The organism is Laspinema palackyanum D2c (genome assembly GCF_025370875.1).
Taxonomy (GTDB): Bacteria; Cyanobacteriota; Cyanobacteriia; order Cyanobacteriales; family Laspinemataceae; genus Laspinema; species Laspinema palackyanum.
In genome coordinates this window covers 603,464-622,701 of the sequence record NZ_JAMXFD010000001.1, presented here as the reverse complement: position 1 = coordinate 622,701, position 19,238 = coordinate 603,464, and the positions used below count along the sequence as shown (strand labels likewise).

18 protein-coding genes are annotated in these 19,238 nt (G+C 47.4%); 10 read left to right on the top strand and 8 right to left on the bottom strand.

The features are described 5' to 3' along the window. Positions 1-126 precede the first annotated feature (126 nt). The 4 genes from NG795_RS02640 to NG795_RS02625 all read right to left on the bottom strand — a co-directional run bounded on the left by NG795_RS02640 (position 127) and on the right by NG795_RS02625 (position 5,094). A complete protein-coding gene (locus tag NG795_RS02640; RefSeq protein ID WP_367287106.1) occupies positions 127-1,896 on the bottom strand; it encodes a glycosyltransferase 61 family protein in 1,770 nt (589 codons plus the stop codon). 103 nt (positions 1,897-1,999) lie between these two features. Continuing rightward, positions 2,000-3,346: a four-carbon acid sugar kinase family protein gene (locus NG795_RS02635; RefSeq protein ID WP_367287155.1), complete on the bottom strand. Its 1,347-nt coding sequence runs from the start codon at positions 3,344-3,346 to the stop codon at positions 2,000-2,002. A gap of 185 nt (positions 3,347-3,531) precedes the next feature. Beyond that, on the bottom strand, positions 3,532-4,251 hold the full coding sequence (locus NG795_RS02630) for a hypothetical protein (RefSeq protein ID WP_367287105.1): 720 nt from the start codon (positions 4,249-4,251) through the stop codon (positions 3,532-3,534). A gap of 132 nt (positions 4,252-4,383) precedes the next feature. Beyond that, a complete protein-coding gene (locus NG795_RS02625; protein WP_367287104.1) occupies positions 4,384-5,094 on the bottom strand; it encodes a hypothetical protein in 711 nt (236 codons plus the stop codon). Positions 5,095-5,466: 372 nt separating this feature from the next. On the opposite strand from NG795_RS02625, the gene NG795_RS02620 reads away from it, so the two are divergent. After that, positions 5,467-6,117 (top strand): MotA/TolQ/ExbB proton channel family protein, encoded by a 651-nt coding sequence (locus tag NG795_RS02620; protein ID WP_367287103.1) that lies wholly within the window; start codon positions 5,467-5,469, stop codon positions 6,115-6,117. Further along, positions 6,101-6,505, top strand: coding sequence for an ExbD/TolR family protein (locus tag NG795_RS02615; RefSeq protein ID WP_367287102.1), 405 nt, complete (start codon positions 6,101-6,103; stop codon positions 6,503-6,505). The genes NG795_RS02620 and NG795_RS02615 overlap by 17 nt, the downstream gene beginning before the upstream one ends. A 265-nt stretch (positions 6,506-6,770) precedes the next feature. Here the strand turns inward: NG795_RS02615 and rbp are convergent, their stop codons facing one another. Next, complete coding sequence (rbp, locus tag NG795_RS02610; protein ID WP_367287101.1) at positions 6,771-7,085, bottom strand: RNA-binding regulator; 315 nt, start codon at positions 7,083-7,085, stop codon at positions 6,771-6,773. An 868-nt stretch (positions 7,086-7,953) separates the two neighbouring features. Here rbp and NG795_RS02605 point away from each other — a divergent pair. From NG795_RS02605 to NG795_RS02595, 3 genes are all read left to right on the top strand, one after another. Beyond that, positions 7,954-8,415 (top strand): ABA4-like family protein, encoded by a 462-nt coding sequence (locus NG795_RS02605; protein ID WP_367287100.1) that lies wholly within the window; start codon positions 7,954-7,956, stop codon positions 8,413-8,415. 185 nt (positions 8,416-8,600) lie between these two features. Beyond that, entirely contained in the window at positions 8,601-10,619 is a 2,019-nt protein-coding gene (locus NG795_RS02600; protein ID WP_367287099.1) for an amylo-alpha-1,6-glucosidase, read from the top strand. A gap of 217 nt (positions 10,620-10,836) precedes the next feature. Continuing rightward, positions 10,837-11,769: a hypothetical protein gene (locus NG795_RS02595; protein WP_367287098.1), complete on the top strand. Its 933-nt coding sequence runs from the start codon at positions 10,837-10,839 to the stop codon at positions 11,767-11,769. A gap of 133 nt (positions 11,770-11,902) precedes the next feature. Here NG795_RS02595 and NG795_RS02590 read toward each other — a convergent pair whose 3' ends face one another. Then, positions 11,903-12,412: a rhodanese-like domain-containing protein gene (locus NG795_RS02590; RefSeq protein ID WP_367287097.1), complete on the bottom strand. Its 510-nt coding sequence runs from the start codon at positions 12,410-12,412 to the stop codon at positions 11,903-11,905. Positions 12,413-12,673: 261 nt separating this feature from the next. On the opposite strand from NG795_RS02590, the gene rsmA reads away from it, so the two are divergent. From rsmA to NG795_RS02575, 3 genes are all read left to right on the top strand, one after another. After that, positions 12,674-13,513: a 16S rRNA (adenine(1518)-N(6)/adenine(1519)-N(6))-dimethyltransferase RsmA gene (gene rsmA / locus NG795_RS02585; protein ID WP_367287096.1), complete on the top strand. Its 840-nt coding sequence runs from the start codon at positions 12,674-12,676 to the stop codon at positions 13,511-13,513. A 9-nt stretch (positions 13,514-13,522) separates the two neighbouring features. Next, positions 13,523-14,476: a 4-(cytidine 5'-diphospho)-2-C-methyl-D-erythritol kinase gene (gene ispE, locus NG795_RS02580; protein WP_367287095.1), complete on the top strand. Its 954-nt coding sequence runs from the start codon at positions 13,523-13,525 to the stop codon at positions 14,474-14,476. Positions 14,477-14,547: 71 nt separating this feature from the next. Continuing rightward, positions 14,548-14,877, top strand: coding sequence for a DUF3082 domain-containing protein (locus NG795_RS02575; RefSeq protein WP_367287094.1), 330 nt, complete (start codon positions 14,548-14,550; stop codon positions 14,875-14,877). 126 nt (positions 14,878-15,003) lie between these two features. Here NG795_RS02575 and NG795_RS02570 read toward each other — a convergent pair whose 3' ends face one another. Next, positions 15,004-15,804: a TIGR03943 family putative permease subunit gene (locus NG795_RS02570; RefSeq protein ID WP_367287093.1), complete on the bottom strand. Its 801-nt coding sequence runs from the start codon at positions 15,802-15,804 to the stop codon at positions 15,004-15,006. A 200-nt stretch (positions 15,805-16,004) separates the two neighbouring features. Continuing rightward, positions 16,005-17,093, bottom strand: a complete 1,089-nt coding sequence (locus NG795_RS02565) for a permease (protein WP_436836021.1) — start codon at positions 17,091-17,093, stop codon at positions 16,005-16,007. Positions 17,094-17,268: 175 nt separating this feature from the next. Here NG795_RS02565 and NG795_RS02560 point away from each other — a divergent pair, with 175 nt between their 5' ends. Further along, on the top strand, positions 17,269-17,430 hold the full coding sequence (locus NG795_RS02560; protein WP_367287092.1) for a hypothetical protein: 162 nt from the start codon (positions 17,269-17,271) through the stop codon (positions 17,428-17,430). A gap of 354 nt (positions 17,431-17,784) precedes the next feature. Beyond that, complete coding sequence (locus NG795_RS02555; protein ID WP_367287091.1) at positions 17,785-18,885, top strand: GGDEF domain-containing protein; 1,101 nt, start codon at positions 17,785-17,787, stop codon at positions 18,883-18,885. Positions 18,886-19,238 lie beyond the last annotated feature (353 nt).

Below are 19,238 nucleotides of genomic sequence, written 5' to 3'. Positions count from 1 at the left end.
GATTTTAACATATTTGACGGGACTTAAGCGGTCGGGGATTGTGGGGTGGCTCTCCCTGGGGGCGATCGCCACGGATTGGGGTCACCCTGAACAATGGGTCCTGTGGCAGCCTTTAGGGTTGCAGTTCTAAATCATTCCTGAAAAGTGCATCAGATGTACCAAGGAATCGAGATTGACCACTATATCTTCGTAGAGGGGATGATTGTAATACCGTCTTGGGATTGATGTGGGAGTTTTATACTCGTCTAAGCTTTCTCCGATTAAATAAGAATAGTCTAAGCCCATAATATTGCTAACGAGCCAGTAGTTCACTGACACCATATCGGGTGAGAAAATTTCTATCAGTTGAGTTCCGGGATTGCAAAAGACTGTATTGGTTAATCCGGCCCCATGAGGGGCGATAATGGCTTTAGCATTGGCAAATAAGGCGACTTGTTCGAGAAAGGAGAGGGATTCTAGGACAATGGGAACGAAACCGTAGGGGGATAATCGGGCGATCGTCTCCTCTTCATTGAGGATACGGCGATAACGGGCATGGCGACGACTGATATAGATGCGTGCGGGGGTTTGCAGTCCCGGGGTTGCTACTTTGTCTAAAAATGCCTCTCGGAGAAACTGACAAGTCCAGGGAGACATTAATCCCACGTCTCCGGGTAAAGACGGAACCACTAAGTTTGGGGCTGTGATATGGGGTAATTTAGAATTCTCGATAATTTTGTGAGGGGGTATGTCCAGCAGAGTCAAACTTTCTCGCTGATAGGCTAAATGACAGCTATTGACTACAAAAAAATTAATCCATTCTAATTGAATGCCTGCTAACTGTAATAACTTTAACCTGGGCAATAAATCCGCCATCCAATGATAGTAAGTGTTCCCTCCTCGCACGGATAAAAAGGCCGTCGTTCCTTCTAAAGGAGTGGCTGGGGGTAATTTTTCAGAAATGGCCAGGGTTGAGGCGCTGCCTTGACAGAGTTCATCGATAAAACGACCCTCTGCGTTAATCACTGCGGTGGAGTAGGAATCCCCCCAAGCCTGTCCGGAAGGAATGCTGGTGACAAATGTTTCGGGATTGTGATAAACCGGCCAATTAAAAGAGGAATGAAGTTTCTCCTCCGAGGTTTTAGGTGGCAAAAGCTTGACTGAACTTTTGAGATTAATTTCTATAAATTTACTAGAGCGGTAAGTGGTAAATTTTGAAGAGATAGCCGCATCCGAGACATCGGTGATAAACTCTGTGAGTAGCGAGTTGGTGATGAGATGAATCCCACAGGCTAACCCCTCTTCTATGCGATTTTTGCGAATTAAGGCTTGTCCTAAATTGAGATAAGCGGATTCAAAATCGGGTTGACTCATTAAAGTTTCAAGATAGGCCACAATTGCCTCATCCAGTCGGTCTTGTTCTAAAAAGACATTGCCTAAGTTAAAATAGGCAGAATGTAGGTTGGGCTGCAACGCCAGTGCTTGTTGATATAAGGCGATCGCTTTACTTAACTCCCCTTTTTTTCGCCACATTACCCCCAGATTTAAGTAAGATTTTGTATGATATTGGTCAATTTTTAAGGCTTGATTATAACATATTATTGCCTCATCTATCTGGTTAGACTCAGCAAGTTCACTGCCTAAATCCAGGAAAAAATCTGCTGAAATTAAATCCGGTTGGAGTTCTAGGACTTTCAGATAACATCGCACAGAGGGGGACAGTTTGCCTTGCGATCGCCAAATATCTCCTAACCCTTGGTAGCTGAGGGCAAAATCCGGCTGGAGTTTGATGCTTTCCTGAAAAAGTAACCTTGCCTGGTGGGAATTTCCTTGCTGGAGATGCCTTTGAGCTTGTTGATAGAGAAAGGTCGCTTGTTGTCCGGATTGAGTCATAGAAATTGCCTGAATTTGATTCATCGGGATGAAAAAGTAGCAACTGCGAAAAATTTCCGAGCATTCACCACCGGGAAGTTTACTCCCCGGCAGTCAGAAATCAGGGAATTCTACTCGGAATTTTCGGTTAAGAAGCGGGAGTGAGTCGCTGATAAACCGTTACTAATCCATCGGCATCCCCCACATTACCCGGAAATAAAACAACAGGTAAATTTGGAAATAAAGGATGATGATTGGGAGTTTGAACCATCGAACAACCGGCAATAATTTGACCGAGAAGACGGGCGCTGGTTAAGGCTAATCCGGTACTTAAAACATCATTGGAGGTAATCCCTCCCTTGCTAATTAAAAATCCGATATCTTTGGGCAACCCGCGCACAACATCCATTAATAAGGCAGAAACGGCTACGCCAAATTCTAAGCGGGTTTGAACATCAGGGAAAGCGAGTTCTTGGCGACTGGTATAAACTACGGGAGTATTTCCCGCCTGGTGCGCTTCGTGGACTTGATTCAGAATGGTTTGTAATAATTTTTCCCGTTGGGTGGGTGAGTCTTCGAGTAAATGAGAAACATCAATTTCAATGCCGGTGACGGAGGTTTCTAACAGTAGTCGTTTTAATTGTTGGGTAGTTTTTTTGACGTGAGAACCGACAATAATAGCCCCAGGTTTTGCTTCTCGCACAAATTGACCCATGTCCGTGGCGGGAACGGGTTGTGGTCCTAGATTTGCCAGGGAAGTCAGAAGACTGGCTGCACTCCGAAAGAGGAAGCGTTTCCCTTGGCTGGCGGAGGCGATCGCCTCCGCAGCAAATCTGTCCAAATCCGTTTGATTTTCTGCATCCACGGCACAACAACGGTTACCCGATAACTGCATTAACCGTTCTTGAAGGGAAGAATTTGTGCCGGTTTCAGAGGAACGCAAATCCCGGATTAAAAAGCAGTCAACTTCTGTGGCAGGAATACGTCCCTTGGTTTTTTCTGCCACATAATCGGGAAGATAACTATATTGATATCCGAATACCGAATCTTTAGCAAATTCGGTTTCATGAACCGGAGTTTCTACACCATCAATGATAAGATAATGGGTACTATTTTTGGTAATGCGTCCCCCTTCAAAGAAGGCGGGGACGAGGAAATGTGCATCGAAGGGACCGAGTTCTTCGGCGATCGCATCGGTTTCGATGGGATAATGTCCGCGTAGGGTAGAGTCAGAACGACTGACAACCAGGAAATCTGAGATGTTTTCTGCTGCGAGTGCTTGTTTGAGGTTCTGGCAGACAACGCGAGTGGTGGCATCGGCTTGATCTGGGGTCAGCGATCGCGTATTAGTGAGAACGAAGAAGATAGGGACTTCCTCGCGCAACCCCAGGCGCAAGGTTTCTACATCCCACTGAGTCAGCAACAGGCAACTGTGGACGGTTTGGGAACCCGTGGGATCGTCATCGAGAACGATAATTTTCGGTTGAGTGTTCATGGTTACTTTTGACGCGATTGTTCCCATTTTCTCATCTTCGGGGAACCGGCGATCGCGATTCAACCCCACATCTGGATGCAATTTGGGGAGAAAGTCTGCGACACCATCCAACGTGATCGGCCCAAAAACAACCCAAACCCGAGGGTTTGAGATGGCAAATCTCTTGGATCTGTATTTAAAACCTGTTAATAATGATGCCGTCTATCTTGCAATTTTCTAAGCTCTCCTTGGGTATTTAAGGCAATCTGCAAGGCTTCATTTAGCAAGCGTCCGCGTTCACTGGCTTTGTCGCTGACTTGCAAAGCTTCGATCGCATTTAAGTTGTTGGCAAACAATTCAGGATTGCGTTCGATAAAGTTGCGATTTTCTCTTAAAATCCGTTCGGTTCTTAAGGCGCGAATTAAATCTTGACGGGTGAGTTTCAAAGCATCAATGATGTCATCGCGGTTGCTCAGTCGGACTCCTGGATTTCCCACATCTTCCAGGGAGTCATTCAGTTCGATCGCCTTAATTAAATCATTATAATTTTCGACATCATCAAGAAGCCCGAGAAGAGAATCCCCCTTCCGGGTATTATTTTTCAGCCACATCAACCGGGTGGCGATCGCACTCATACAGGTGGTACTCGCTAGGGTTCCTAAAACAATCCACGATGGTGCATTATTAAAGGCTAAATCCAGAGGAACTCCTCTAATTTCCCAGGCAATCCAATCTCCCAGGGCTAAGAGAGCGATAAATAAAATAATCGTTAAACAACTAATGAGTAACGTCTCTTTATATAAAAAATTTGACCTTCTGTTAGGATTTTCCATCGTCGAAGGTCGAATTAACTCGTCTACGGACACCCCGCTGAGGCGTCTGAGTTCTCCTCTGCTAATTTCTAAGCCTTGTAAATCTCGTCGCACGGTTTGATGCTCCTATGGATAAAATTGCCACTTGCTCATCCCAGTCAGGGCCATTAGCTCAGAGTACCCTTGGACTGGTCGCTATCTTAACAAACCTAGGGATTAATTTTCCCTACCGGATGTCAGATTGTTTTAGGTGGAATCGGGACTATGAGGAGAAGGGGATGGGGGTTGACGGGATAATTTGCCGATTTCCTGATTCGCACTGAGGGCAATTTGCAAGGCTTCATTGAGCAGACGTCCATGTTCGCTGGCTTTGTCGGTGACTTGCAAGGCGGCTAAAGCGGTTAAGTTGTTGGCAAAAATTTCGGGATTTCGGGCGATGAAGGTTTGATGTTTGCGGAGGATTCGTTCGGTTCTTAAGGCGCGAATTAAATCTTCTTTGGTCAATTGGAGGGCTTCAAGCACTTGTTCTCGATCGCGTAAATGAACGTCCGGATTTCCCACTTCTTCGAGGCGATCGTTGATATCAATGACGCGGATGATATCATTAAATCGTTCCACTTCATGCAACAATCCCGGGAGAGATTGGCCGACGTGTTTTTTCACCCAGAAAAACTGGACCAGTTTTGTGAGAAATAATCCCCAAACCAGTTGGGTACTTAGGAATAACCACTCGAAGGGAAAGGTGAGATTTAAAATTGCGATCGCCACGGGATAAGTTAACCCGATCGCAAAGGCTACCAGAAAGGGTAAATACCGAATTAACCCCGGTGAATCGGGTCCGGGATCTAAACTGAGTAGAGTGGGGATAGAAAAGTGGTTAACCGCTTCAATATCTAAACCACTCAATCGTTTGAGTTCAGTTTTGGGAATGGGCAAGTCTTTGAGGTCCGGTCGCACAGCGTGAATCTCCCTATCTTGTCGATAGTCCAGGAGCAGGGATGCTCCATGAGGCGATCGCCTGTTTTATTCTGGCACAGACCGAGGGGTTTGAGCAGGGTTCCAGGGAAGCGCTTCTGAGGGGCAGTTGCAATAATTGGGACTAAGTTGCAATAATTTTAAACCGGGGAAACAAGCTGGGACGACCTGGCGATCGCTCCAAACTCCTGTCCCTGACTTGATATCAACCCTCGTCGGTTTCTTTCACCTTAATTTTACAACCCCTCTTGACAAACTCTCTAAATTTGATATAGGCTTTTTGAGAATCTTTATCAAATAACAGCATCAGGACCCGCCAGGGTCTCTGTTGTGGGTTCGAGGAACGTAAACTACATGGGTAATTTAATGGCTGCGGGCGGGATAGTCTCGGTACCGCTCCTGATTGCTTCAATTCTGGCATTAGCGCTGATTGCAGAGCGTCTATTCTTCTGGTTTCGGGTGAATCGCCGCCAGGGGAGAATGGTCCGAGAAGTCTTGCAACTCTACCGCCAAGACCCCGATCTGGCGATGAAAAAGCTGCAACTGAATGCAGATTTACCAGTCGCCCGAATTTTTTTAGAGGCCTTGGCGTTAGATGACCCCAATCCGGAAGAGTTTCGACTGGCGCTCGAAAGTGCGGCCCAGGCGGAATTTCCTCTGCTCAAGCGCTTCAATATGGTGTTTGAGACGATTATTAATGTCGCCCCTTTATTGGGGTTATTAGGAACGATTTTAGGCTTGATGCAATCGTTTGGCTCCCTGAGACTCGGGGATGTGGGAGGTAGCGATACCACCGGGGTCACGGGTGGGATTAGCGAGGCCCTCGTTTCTACGGTGATGGGATTAGTGGTAGCAATTTTTACCCTGCTGTTTGCCAATACGTTTCGCAGTTTTTATGTGCGACAGATTGCGTTAATTCAAGAAGTTGGGGGTCAACTTGAGTTACTCTATCGTCATCGTTATGAAAGAGACCGAGGGGAACAAAAGTATGCGTCTACCCGATGAACCAGAAACTCAAGCTCAGATTAATATTGTCCCGATGATTGACGTCATTTTTAGTATTTTGGCGTTTTTTATCATTTCGTCGATGTTTTTATCGAAATCCGAAGGATTGCCGGTGAATTTGCCTCAAGCTTCTACGGCGGCAGTGCAAACGGAGACGGTGAAATTAACGGTTTCTATTGATGCTGAGGGATTGTTGATGCTGGATGAACAGGCAGTCGCCCTGGAGGATTTAGAACAAGCGGTGCGCGATCGCATGAAGGCTGAACCTGTTTCTGTGGTGGTGTTAAAAGCGGATAAAGCCGTTGAACATGGACAGGTGGTGGCAGTGATGGATCGGGTGCGTCGCATTGAAGGGGCCAAATTGGCGATCGCTGCTGAAAAACCCTAATTCATCCCGCTTTTTTCGGGGCTGATTTCTGATTTTTACCGACAAAGGACTGGGTGGGTCCCTAGAAATCAGCCGCGACAATTTTTTAAAATGATCGGATTGAAAATCAGGATTACAGCAAGGGAACAAGAGGCTCCAATTCCTCCAAGAAAGAATCGCTATACAACTCACAAGCACAGGAAACGCTGAGGCACTTCATCAAGTGCCTCAGCGTTTTCAGATAAAATTCAAAGGGTTGAATTACTGTGTGATGCGATCGCCCGGATTAGTAACGGTTAGAAGAAAAGTTGCTGTTGCGACGACCACCGCCGCCTCCGCCACCGAAGGAACTCCGGGTTTCCCGGGGTTTGGCTTTGTTGACCTTCATATCGCGACCCATCCATTCTGCACCATCCAGTGCTTCAATTGCCGCAGCTTCTTCAGTCTCACTCTTCATTTCCACAAAGGCAAAGCCGCGAGGACGGCCTGTTTCGCGGTCTGTGGGAAGATGAACTCGCTGAACCGAACCATATTCGGCAAAAACAGCACTTAAATCTTCTTGAGTTACGTCGTAAGAAAGGTTGCCTACATAAATAGACATGGGATGTCTCCAAAATTCACGAGTTGTAGAGTTTGAGATTTCGGAGAGAAGCTGCCAATACGAAAAGGGAAATACCTACTCAATACCAGAAACAAACGCTACTACCGAATTCACTCTCGACAGACATATTAGCACGCTTTGGTCAAAATGGGAACCCCTAAAACGGCTTTTTACAAAAATTAACATTTCCCACGAGAAGGGGAGTAGGAATGAGGAGAGTGTGGGGCTAGAATCCTTGTCAACAATGAGTTTCAGCCAAATCAGTTGTCGGTTTGTCCTCAACTTTAAGACCAGACTGCACCCTAAAAAAACGGTCTTCTTCGCTGTTTGCCTGGGCTTGATTCAAAAGTTGTAACGGAGGATACAAAATGTCTTTAAGGTAATCTTATCCTTGGCGATCGCCCCGGGAGCAAAGGAGTCACCTCTTCCCCAGAGGCAGATCTCAAAGGGTGGCTTGTGAGAACCGTGAAATGGGAGGATTCTATTTTAGAGTAGAACCGTTTTTATCCCAAAGAAATTCCTCTGGAGAAAAAAATAGAGACGCAATCAATCGCGTCTCTAGGCCATTCACCGGATCTCAACCCCCAGCCGCAAAAGCGACCATTACCAAAGCAGAAAGCGCTAAACCTGGGGAAAGTAACAGCACAAGCATTAATAAATCATGAACAGTCATCAGAGTTCTCCTGGGATTGGATAGGAACCGTTAAGCGGTGGTTTTCGCTGATCTTAGCACGGCTTGCCTCGATGCACCGAACCCTTTGTCCGAGGCAACCCCCGGGGATTGCCCCTTCAAACTTCTCCCGCTGAATTTTGTGTGTCCGTGGTTTTATTGTAACATTTGGTCAAATTGAGAGAAAAACAGCGAACCATGAACCTTGAACTTTTGTTTAATGCCGGGAACCTCTTTGTCTTGCCCTTCTGGTTCTTGATGATTGTCTTACCCAATTGGGGAGTCAGTCGCAAGGTGATGGAATCCTATCTGCCCTTTGTCCCCCTCGCCCTCTTGTATATTTATCTATTTTTCGGACAAGTGGATGCAGAAACAGCCCAAGCCATGTCTAATCCCACTCTGGCAGATATTGCCCGATTTTTTGGCAATGAAGGGCCTGCCGCTACGGGGTGGGTTCATTATTTAGTCATGGACTTGTTTGTAGGTCGCTGGATCTATTGGCAAGGACAGCAAACCGGGGATTGGACGACTCACTCCCTGCTGTTATGCTTGTTTGCAGGTCCGATGGGATTGTTATCTCATTTGGTCACGGCAGGGGTCACGGAAAAGTTTTTCCCTAAATCCGACTCTGTACCTAGTCCGGTTTCTACGGAAGGATGAAGCGAGGGGATTACTGAGGAATAATTTATCTCACATTTATTGAGGAAATAGATGATTAAATAATAAAAATTGGGCGAGATCAGCCGACTTCTCGGGGCAGAATCTTAAGACTGCCCCTAAGATATCGGTGTTCATATTTCAGTCTTGAAATCAGAATCATTTAATCTAAATAAACGGAAAAAATTATGCTCAAAAGTGAACTGGGTCGAGAATTGTGTGGCGAGTTAGCAACCGCTGAATCTCGCGAATGGCTAGTCACAAATGGGACCGGCAGCTATGCCTCCGGTACTGTGGCTGGACTGCTGACACGGCGCTATCACGGATTACTGATGGCGGCACTTCATCCGCCTTTGGGTCATACCCTGATGTTTTCTAAACTAGATGAAGTGGCGAGTTATGGGAATGAAGATTATCCTCTGTTTACGAATCGATGGGCGGATGGGACGGTAGAACCGCGAGGATATTTGGTACTCGATCGCTTTCATTTAGAAGGTTCTATTCCGGTGTGGAGTTATGGGTTTGGGGATGCGTTGTTAGAAAAGCGAATTTGGATGCAGCAGGGGGAAAATACTACCTATATTTCTTATACCCTACGCAGGTCCAGTTTGCCGATTACTTTGATGATAAAAGGGTTTGCAACCTATCGCGATCGCCATCATACGACCCAAGGGAATAGCCGGTTGATGCAGGTGGAGTCGGTGAAGTCGGGTCTGTGTATTACGGCCTTTCCCGGGGCGGTTCCGTTCTATTTGTATGCCGTTGGAGGCGCAGTTAGTCCGGCGCATCAGTGGCATTATGGGTTTGATTTTGCGGTGGAAAAGAGTCGCGGAGGGGACTGTCTGGAAGATTTACTGCAAGTGGCAACCATTCAGGGTGAGTTACAACCGGGACAATCTTTGGCGATCGCAGTGAGTACGGACTCCCATGCTAGTTTAGGGGTGGAAAGTGCTTTACAGTCTCGTCGGGAGTGGGATCAACAGTTAATCAAACGCGCCCTCAAAGGGAAAGGATTGAAAGGTAAAAAAGCGAAAGCGTATCAGTTGTCCCGAAAATCCCCGGAGTGGGTGCGTGAGCTTGTATTGGCCGCCGATCGCTTTATTGTCGATCGCCCTTACCCTGAGAATCGCAATGGGAAAACCATTATTGCCGGATATCCTTGGTTTGGGGATTGGGGACGGGACATGGCGATCGCCCTCCCCGGTTTAACCCTTTGTACCGGACGTCCACAGATTGGGAAATTAATTCTCCAAACCTTTGCCCAGTATGTGGATCAGGGAATGTTACCCAATCGGTTTCCGGATCAGGGAGAAACCCCAGATTATAATACTGTTGATGCGACCCTGTGGTATTTTCAGGCTATCCGGGCTTACTATCAAGCTACAAAAGATAAAAAGCTGCTGAAAGAATTATGGCCGGTGTTGAGAGAGATTATTGACTGGCATCAACAAGGCACAAGATATCAAATTCAAATGGATCAGGCGGATGGATTGCTGTATGCCGGGGAACCGGGAGTGCAACTGACTTGGATGGATGCGAAAGTCGGCGAGTGGGTGGTGACTCCCCGTCAGGGTAAGGCCGTGGAGGTGAATGCTTTGTGGTATAATGCCTTGCGGACAATGGGGGAGTTTGCGCGGAAGTTAGGAAAGCCCGAGGGGGAATATCAGAAGTTAGGCGATCGCACCTTGGCGGGATTTGAGCGGTTCTGGAATGAAGAGTTGGGATATTGTTACGATGTGATTGATACAGCCAATGGCAATGACGCCTCCTTGCGCCCGAATCAGATTTTTGCGGTCTCTTTGCCGGATAGTCCGTTACCGGGTAAGCGACAACGAGCGGTGGTTGAGGCTTGTGGGCGATCGCTACTCACATCTTACGGATTACGGAGTCTGGCTGCAACCGACCCCAATTATATCGGACATTACGGGGGAACCCTCCTAGAACGGGATGGCGCGTACCATCAGGGAACCGTCTGGGGATGGCTAATTGGACCTTATATTTCAGCCTATTTGCGGGTCACAAAGGACCCGAAAACTGCGGCTACATTCCTGATTCCCCTTGCCAATCATTTGTTAGAAGCTTGTATCGGCAATCTCAGTGAGATTTTTGACGGAGATGCGCCGATGACACCGACGGGGGCTTTCGCTCAAGCTTGGACAGTGGCGGAAGTGCTGCGGGTTGTGGCTGAATTAAAGATTGAAGAGTAAATGATTGAGCAATAATCATCTCAGTCAAACCTGACCCCTGAAGGGGTCAGGTTTGATATTTTTTAAAAGGCTAAACCCGCTTGAGATGACGAAATTTGGGGGTTGGGTGCCGTTCCCACCCCTGATTGTCAAGATCAGCCTACAGGAGGCAGTTTAGAAGGGCGAAGGGATTTATGATAGGGAAAAGTTTGCGAATTTTTTTAAAAGGGTTAGCATCATGTCAGTTCAAAAAATAGCTGTTGCGGTCATTCATGGCATGGGGTCGGGAGATCCGGATGTGGATGAGGGGAAGTTAGAAAAACCGGAATATTTTAGTAAGTTATCCCGTCAAATTATTGAAAGATTTGCCCAGCAGTTGGGAATTTCCCCAGAAGAATCTGAATCTCGATTAGTATTTGAATATATTTATTGGGCACCGCTGCTGCAACCGGAACAACAAGAGTTATGGGACAAAGTGAAGGGAGAGAATTTGCGGTTTGAATGGTTGCGGTTTTTTTTCATCAATGTTTTGGGAGATACGATCGCCTATCAAGTCACATCGGAACGCGATCGCCGTCTGTATGATGGGATTCACGGCAGGGTTGCACAAAGTCTGCGAACTTTAGCGGAAAAAGCAGGTCCCACCGCCCCCCTCTGCACCATTGCTCATAGTCTGGGGACCGTGATCGCCAGCAATTACTTTTATGATCTTCAGGAATTTACGCGGACCCGGGGGAGTAAAGTGCTGATGCCTGAATCCGTGAGGAACCAGATGGGAAATACCCCGTTAGAACGCGGGGAAACCCTGACTTTATTTTATAGTCTCGGAAGCCCGATCGCCTTGTGGAGTTTGCATCAAAAGTTTGACCGTCCCATCCAGGTTCCGGCGAAGCCGTTAACGAATTATCATCCGAATTTAGTCGGGGAATGGGTTAATTTTTATGACCCCAATGATATTATTTCCTATCCGCTCAAATCTCTGAGTCCTGAATATGAAAAGGTTGTAACGACAGATTGGCCGGTGAATGTGGGGAATTTATTAACCAGTTGGAATCCTTTGTCTCATGTCGCCTATTGGAGTGATAACTTTATTACAGGTGCGATTGCTGAGGCGTTAGCAAGTACCTGGAAAGTCGTTAATCTGGACTCCTTCACTGCGATCGCTCAGTAGTCTCAAAACCCGCGATCAAAACGCCAGAGTAGAGACGCGATTAATCGCGCCTCTACAATTAAAGATGATGGTAAGCCTAGAAGCTTAATTTAGACTTAATCACCCAATCAATCGCCGAGTTAAAAACTTAACTCTAGCGATGTTGTTGAGATTTTTTGGCTTCTAAATCCCCTTGCTTGGCAACACGAGCAGCCACGTTACTTTCGCTTTTCTTCACGGAACTAGGACCGGAAGGACCTTCCATCGAAGCAATCCCTTCCGTGGGACCGCCGATCGCCTTCCAAGCCGGTAAACTGCCTTTGATTTCAGCAACGTTAATAAAGCCGCCGCTGCGGAGTTCGCTGGCAGCTTGTTTGGTTTGCTCGTCGCTGTCACCATACAGGTAGATGTCCCGCTTGAATTCTAAGCTGGAACTGACGGTTTCGGCGAGGTTTTCCATTGGCATGGAGATCGCGCCGGTGATGCGTTCGTAGTTAAAGGATTCGCGATCGCGCACATCGATAATCGTTAAACCGGGTTCTCCCCACTCCAGACGAGACTTGAGTTCTCCTGGGGTAACCTGGGGTTTTATATCCGGTGGAGTCGGCGTAATATTCGGGAGAGTTTCTTTGACTTGTTTGATGTTGTCTGCTAAATTTGCCATGATAATTGTATATCCTTAATGGTGTTTTACACGATATGTAAACTTTAGTAACTTTTACTCTAACCTTCCTCTCCCTTAAGGTAGAACGTTTTTAATCTCTTTCTTTGTAGGTGGAGGAAAATCGGTATCCGGGGCAAATCCTCAAAAATTCCTCCTCCAGAAATACCCGCAAATCTTCCGGGAGAGAGAGGGCAATTTTTCCGTCCCAAACCCGGTACAATAAAAAAGCTAAACGTTTCACCGAACCCACCCCTGAATCCAATGCCCTCGCCTTATCCTCGAAAACAATTTGCTCAACACTGGCTGCAAAGCGATAAAGCCCTCAATGAAATTGTCAACGCGGCGGCATTATCTCCCGGCGATCGCATCCTAGAGATTGGCCCCGGGACCGGCATCCTCACCCGCCAGTTACTCTCCCGGGCTGAATCTGTGGTCGCCGTAGAAATTGACCGCAATTTGTCCCAAAAACTTGCCAAAAAATTAGGGGATATCCCGAATTTCTTACTCTTATGCGCGGACTTTTTGGACCTGGATTTAGAGTCCGTCTTAACCCAAACTCCGGAACACTTTCACCATCCCAATAAAGTCGTTGCCAATATTCCCTATAATATCACCGGCCCGATTTTAGAAAAACTCCTCGGCACCATTTCCCAACCGCCCCAAATTCCCTATCAGTCTGTCGTCCTGCTGATTCAAAAAGAAGTTGCCGAACGGATCACGGGCGCACCTGGATCCCGCACTTATGGAGCATTATCTGTGCGGGTGCAGTATGTCGCTGAGTGCGAATATATCTGTACCGTTCCCGCCAAAGCCTTTTACCCCGTGCCTAAAGTTGATTCTGCGGTGGTGCGGTTGTCTCCGCGACCCTTAGCCCTTCCTGCCGATCGCCCTCGGTGGTTAGAGACTTTAGTAAAAGTTGGGTTTTCCAGCAAGCGTAAAATGTTACGAAATAATTTAAAAGGACTGGTCGATCGCGATCAACTGACCCAGTTTCTGGAACAATTAAACATTAACCCCCAAGTGCGTGCCGAAGACCTGAGTGTGTCGCAGTGGGTGGCTTTAAGTAACCTCTTAACCCTAGAACCTTCCGTCACCCCTTAAATATCCCCCATGCGCTCTTATTCCTTAATTGCACCGGCTAAAATCAATCTGTATCTGGAAATTATCGGCGATCGCCCCGATGGGTATCACGAATTGTCAATGGTCCTGCAAAGCATCGACTTAGGCGATCGCCTGGAGATTCGCGCCAATGGCACCGAGGAATTTCGGATCCACTGCCAACATCCCGAGGTTCCCTGCGATCGCACCAACCTCGCCTACCGCGCCGCCGAACTCCTCAAAACCGAATATCCCAACGCTTTTGAGCAATATGGCGGTGCCGATATCTTCATCGATAAACAGATTCCCGTTGCTGCCGGATTAGCTGGGGGGTCCAGCAATGCCGCTGCGGTTTTGGTGGGACTAGAAATGCTCTGGGACCTCGGCTTAACTCAACCGGAATTACAAGATTTAGCCAGTCAACTGGGTTCGGATATTCCCTTTTGTATCACTGGGGGGACCGCCTTGGCAACGGGACGAGGAAACGAACTCGAACCCCTGCCAGATTTAGAAGGATTGTATGTCATTTTGGCAAAATATCGCAGTTTAGGGGTTTCTACCGCTTGGGCGTATCAAACCTATCGCCAGCAGTTTGGCAGTACCTACGTTCGAGAAACCACCGATTTAGCCGCGAGACAACAGCGAGTCCATTCCGGACCTATTGTCAAGGCGATCGCCCAGCGAGATGAGATGAAAGTAGTCCAATTCCTGCACAATGACTTAGAAAAAGTCGTCTTGCCGGAATATCCTCAAGTGTTAAAACTGCGGCAAACCTTTGAACAATGTGATGTGTTAGGAACCCTGATGTCCGGTTCCGGACCCACCGTATTTGCCCTCACCGACTCCCGGGAAAAAGCAGAACAAATCCGCGCGCAAGTTCAAAACACCCTAGGAAATCCGGACCTAGATTTTTGGATTGCTCAATTCATTAATACCGGGATTCAGTTAGCCCCAGGGGTCCATTAGGAGGGGTCTGTTCTCTCGATATCCAAATCAAAACGTTAAAATTTAAACAGTTCATTCACCCTAAAAAATTCATGACCAATCCCACACCGACTCAACCCAAACCCCTCTCAGTGACCCATGAAGAAACCGTCCAACCCACCCTGATGCGGTGCTTTATGGGTTCATTGATTTCCGGAGGGTTTGCCTATGCCTGTATGATGCTCACCCATGCGATCGCCTCCACCTTTGCCAACAAACCGATTCACTCGGATAATCCCATCGCCGTGAATATTTCCGCCGCAGTGCGGACATTAGTCACCGGGGTGAGTACCCTGGCAACCTTTATTTTTGCCTTTGCTGCCTTGGGTTTATTTTGTCTGGGACTGCAACTGTTGTTTCAAAAATTTACGCAAAAATCCTAAATTGTCGGGCAGAAACTGGGGAAGACACAACCGAATCCCCCGAACCTGGGACTGTTATATAAACAGTTCAGGTTAAAAACCGGGTGAGTTAACTTACCCGGTTTTTAGTTCAGGGAACCCCATCACTTAATATTCATAAGGATTTCGGGGTTCGGGAATTTCTTGAATTGAATTCGCCACAATCGTTAATTGACGCTGATCGCCCAAAACTTCCGTACTCATTTCCCCTTGAATTTCTAACCAAGTATCCGGCGGATAGGCGCTGCGACTTTGGGATAATTTCACTGGCAGCCCGACGGGATAGGCATCTGCCGCACAACAGGTAATCACAAAGCGAGAGATTAAGAAGTATTCTTCGGGCAAGTCTGGGAGATGAATGACAAACCCTTGCACATTGACCTGTTGCCCGGTATAAGCATCGGGTTCGGGATAAACGGTTAAGGTTCGCACCCAGTCAATGAGCGATCGCTCCTCGGGTTTTCTGGCGGTGCGAAAGGCTTGGGGTTGGGATTGGGTGACGGGTAAAAAATCGTTGACATTCCGCATCATTGCCTTATCGCTGGCAAAGACCCTCGGACTGATTAAGAACCCCAGCAGAGCAGTCACTAAAAGTATCGTCGCACTCCATCCCGGAGGAAACAGGGTAATGTGATCCGTCGCCGCAGTTGCGGTTCTCGTCCCGCGATTCCGGACCCGTCGCGATCGCCACTGTTGATGGAGCAATTGTGCACCTTTATAGCAGGCAAGCAGAATCAAGAATACTCCAGTCCCGTTCGTGAGGGCAAAGAAATTGGGGTGAATGAGGATATTTAATTCCCCACTCACCCAATATTTGAGGAGTAATACACCCCAAGCGAAGACGGCGAGGACTTCGATCCAGGGTCCCCAGGTTGAGAATCGGAAAAGTTTGGGAGATTGAACAGCCATGTTAGATATAAAGGTTTCCAGTTGCAATAGGAACAGGATGGGCGAGGGATAGGAGCTTACAAGAGTACATTTTTCACACTTAACTGCACCTTTGGTCCCCTCCCCTTAGCAAGGGGAGGGTTAGGGTGGGGTTCTTAATCTCAAGCCAATCACCATCAAGCGATTCTTAAGCCGCCCTCCCGCTTTATCCCCGATTTTTCCTAACTAAATTTCAAGTTATAAGCTAGGGCGAGTAAAAAGGTTAACTGTCCTGAAATTAAGAACAAGTAAACCAGGGGTTTGGGTTTAAAAATTGACATCATCAGTCCGATACTTTTGATGTCAATCATGGGTCCAAAGACTAAAAAGGCTAACAGGGAGCCGGTGGTAAAGGTGGCGGCAAAGGAGAGGGCAAAAAAGGCATCTACGGTGGAGCAAATTGATACAACGGCTCCGAGGACGAGCATTGCCAGAATGGAAGTGACGGGGCCTTGTCCTAAGCTGATAATTAAGTCCCGAGGTGCGGCGACTTGAATGATGGCAGCGATCGCACTGCCGAAGACGAGGACCCCTCCGAGTTCCCGCAGTTCCGCCAGGACATTCTCGACAAATAAGCGTAGGCGCTGGGAAAACAGGCGATCGCCGGGGATGGCGGCCCCTGCACCCCCCAAATTTCCGGCTTTCGACGCCAATAACATCGTTTCCATTGTGGTGGCATCGAGGCGCTGGGGACTGCCTGGAGTCCCTAATAAAAAGGTTCCGGACTGTAACAGGGGGGAGAAGTTTTCAGAATCCGAGGACAAATCCTTTTTGATGGGGGCGTCCCAGGATTTTGCCCCCGAGGATTGACCCATCGCCCGCGCTACCATTGGTTGAACGAAGGGGGTTAAATCTTTTTGGAAACTAAAAATTGACCCAATAATCGTGGCGATCGCCAGGGAAAAGACCAACCGCAACACCACAATTTCGGGTTGGTCCCGAAATGCCGTCCAAGTGGACCAAATCACAATCGGATTCACCGTGGGAGCCGCCAGTAAAAACCCAATCGCCACGGAGGGGGAGGCTCCCTGCATCAGTAATCGTCGCGCCACGGGGACATTGCCACACTCGCAGACGGGAAACAGGAACCCAATGGAACTCCCAATCAAGGCCCCGAGAACCGGGTTGCGAGGGATGAATGAAATGAGTTTCTTTTCATCGACGAACAACAACAATGCACTGGAGAACAACACCCCGAGGAGCAAAAATGGCAGAGCCTCTACAAGCAGACTCATAAACAGGGTAAAGGCGTTGTGTACTTGATTCATCATGCGGTTCGGCCTATTTTTCGCAGTGAGGAGCTTCGATATCAATGAACCCGGGGGAAATCCCCTGATCCGTCCAGATTGCTTATCGGGTCAGGTCGCCTTTTGCTTTCAATCCTTCCCGTCACGGAACGGGAATGAATCCAGAAGAATCTCTGGATGCCCTGGAGATTGAAGCGAAGTGCAAACCGCCCTCACCATATTACAAGCTCTAGAGGAAAACCTGGGGTGGGCGATCGCCTCTACCCGGGCTGATCCCCAGTCTATTTTGCCCGGGTATAGTCCCACTCGGGCAGTCGGCTTTCCCAGGTCCACCCTTCGAGAGCATTCGGGTAACGGATGATTGAAAACCGGCTTAAACTCCTTAAAAGTTTAACAAAACTTTAAATTTAATTTAATTTAATTTTATCTAATTCATGAAGAATCCAGAAAAATTTGCTACTGGATCAGTATCAGCCTCAGTAATTGTATCAAAACATTAAAAAATCTGTAGGATGCCCCAGAAATCTCCTGAATGGGTTTAGGATATTCTTATCTAAAATTTGGTTCCTCTTCTCCCTGTGCCCCCGGTGTTTCTGACTGGAAATCCCCGGATAGACTCTACTCAAACCCAGTGAACCCTCGCGGCTCAACAATCCAGGGGAGATAACTCTCCCTGAACTCGGCAATGTTAAACGTTCTAAATGACGGAAAAGATATGAAACTTTATACAGCGAATGCAATGGATCTGGGGAACTCTCCTATCTTGAATCAGTCCTCCCCCGATTCCTCCTTTTTGTTGTCCGATCGCTGTTGCATGAAAACATTGCATTTAGAGTCAACGCTATCCGCCCTCTCCCTCTATCATTATCAGGTGAATGCGGACGTAAGGGGACGGGAAGTGGCGGAAACTTTTAATGCAAATCCTTTACTACCCGGGGTGATTTTGCTGGGAGAAGGCGAACTGTTAGGGATGATTTCTCGGGGGAGATTTTTTGAGCAGCTTTCCCGTCCTTATGGGTTGGAATTATTTTTTAAACGGCAGATTCAAGTTTTATATCGGTTCACTCAAATCGAATATTTACAGTTTAAAAGTTCCGTCACTATTGTTGCAGCAGTCCAGGGGGTTTTGTCGCGATCGCCGGATTCCCTGTATGAACCGATTGTGGTGGAAATCGCTCCGGGAACCTATCGCTTGCTGGACGTGCATCAATTATTACTCGCCCATGCCCACATTCACGAATTAGCTACGGAGTTACTGCAAAAATTATATCATCAACTGGAAGTTGCGAATCAAGAGTTACACCGGCAGGCGACGTTAGATGGATTAACTCAAGTCGCGAACCGGCGAATGTTTGATCGTTATTTGTCTCAACAATGGGACCGCCTAACCCAGGAGAAAAAACCTCTATCTCTGCTGTTATGCGATATTGATTTTTTTAAGGATTATAATGACACCTACGGACATCAGGCTGGGGATCTATGTTTGCAACAGGTGGCACAAGTTTTAAAGGACTGTGGCAGTCGTCGGGAAGATTTAGTGGCGCGATATGGCGGGGAAGAATTTGCGGTAATTTTGCCCAATACCTTCACCGATGGGGCGATCGCCGTTGCCGATCGCATCCGTAAGGCCCTCGCCACCCTCCAGATCCCCCATCGCAACTCCAAAGTCTGCGATCGGATCACCCTCAGTATAGGTATTGCTACGGTCATCCCCACAAAACATGACTCCTTAGAACATTTGATTGCCTTCTCCGATCAGGCCCTTTATCGGGCCAAACAAAGGGGTCGGGACTGTTCGATTTGTCACGAAAATTAACAAATCGACGACCTTAAACCCCCAGCAGTTTGCCTCGAAACGGATCAAAATCCACGGATTTACTAGTCTATGGGATTGAATAGGCGTTCCTCAATTCATCTCCTCCCGATCGGTGTCCTGGTTATCACAGCGATCGCGAGGAATTGGGTATAATAGAGAGAAGACTCACCCAGGGTTTTATCAATTTTTGGCGAATCTGTAACCCCTTAGGCCCAGGAAGATTCGGTTTTTAATTGTTGACTCCTATTCTTGATACCCCAGGTTAATTCCAGGTTAATTTTAATTTAAACTTTTTTAAGGAATTAACCGAGAGGAGAAATTTATTGTAAAATAATGAAATTCTGTAAAATAAA

Coding starts and splice junctions, on each gene's coding strand:
- NG795_RS02640 (WP_367287106.1), bottom strand. CDS start 1,896: ATGAATCAAATTCAGGCAATTTCTATGACTCAATCCGGACAACAAGCG.
- NG795_RS02635 (WP_367287155.1), bottom strand. CDS start 3,346: ATGAACACTCAACCGAAAATTATCGTTCTCGATGACGATCCCACGGGT.
- NG795_RS02620 (WP_367287103.1), top strand. CDS start 5,467: ATGGGTAATTTAATGGCTGCGGGCGGGATAGTCTCGGTACCGCTCCTG.
- NG795_RS02615 (WP_367287102.1), top strand. CDS start 6,101: ATGCGTCTACCCGATGAACCAGAAACTCAAGCTCAGATTAATATTGTC.
- rbp (WP_367287101.1), bottom strand. CDS start 7,085: ATGTCTATTTATGTAGGCAACCTTTCTTACGACGTAACTCAAGAAGAT.
- NG795_RS02605 (WP_367287100.1), top strand. CDS start 7,954: ATGAACCTTGAACTTTTGTTTAATGCCGGGAACCTCTTTGTCTTGCCC.
- NG795_RS02600 (WP_367287099.1), top strand. CDS start 8,601: ATGCTCAAAAGTGAACTGGGTCGAGAATTGTGTGGCGAGTTAGCAACC.
- NG795_RS02595 (WP_367287098.1), top strand. CDS start 10,837: ATGTCAGTTCAAAAAATAGCTGTTGCGGTCATTCATGGCATGGGGTCG.
- NG795_RS02590 (WP_367287097.1), bottom strand. CDS start 12,412: ATGGCAAATTTAGCAGACAACATCAAACAAGTCAAAGAAACTCTCCCG.
- rsmA (WP_367287096.1), top strand. CDS start 12,674: ATGCCCTCGCCTTATCCTCGAAAACAATTTGCTCAACACTGGCTGCAA.
- ispE (WP_367287095.1), top strand. CDS start 13,523: ATGCGCTCTTATTCCTTAATTGCACCGGCTAAAATCAATCTGTATCTG.
- NG795_RS02575 (WP_367287094.1), top strand. CDS start 14,548: ATGACCAATCCCACACCGACTCAACCCAAACCCCTCTCAGTGACCCAT.
- NG795_RS02570 (WP_367287093.1), bottom strand. CDS start 15,804: ATGGCTGTTCAATCTCCCAAACTTTTCCGATTCTCAACCTGGGGACCC.
- NG795_RS02565 (WP_436836021.1), bottom strand. CDS start 17,093: ATGATGAATCAAGTACACAACGCCTTTACCCTGTTTATGAGTCTGCTT.
- NG795_RS02555 (WP_367287091.1), top strand. CDS start 17,785: ATGAAACTTTATACAGCGAATGCAATGGATCTGGGGAACTCTCCTATC.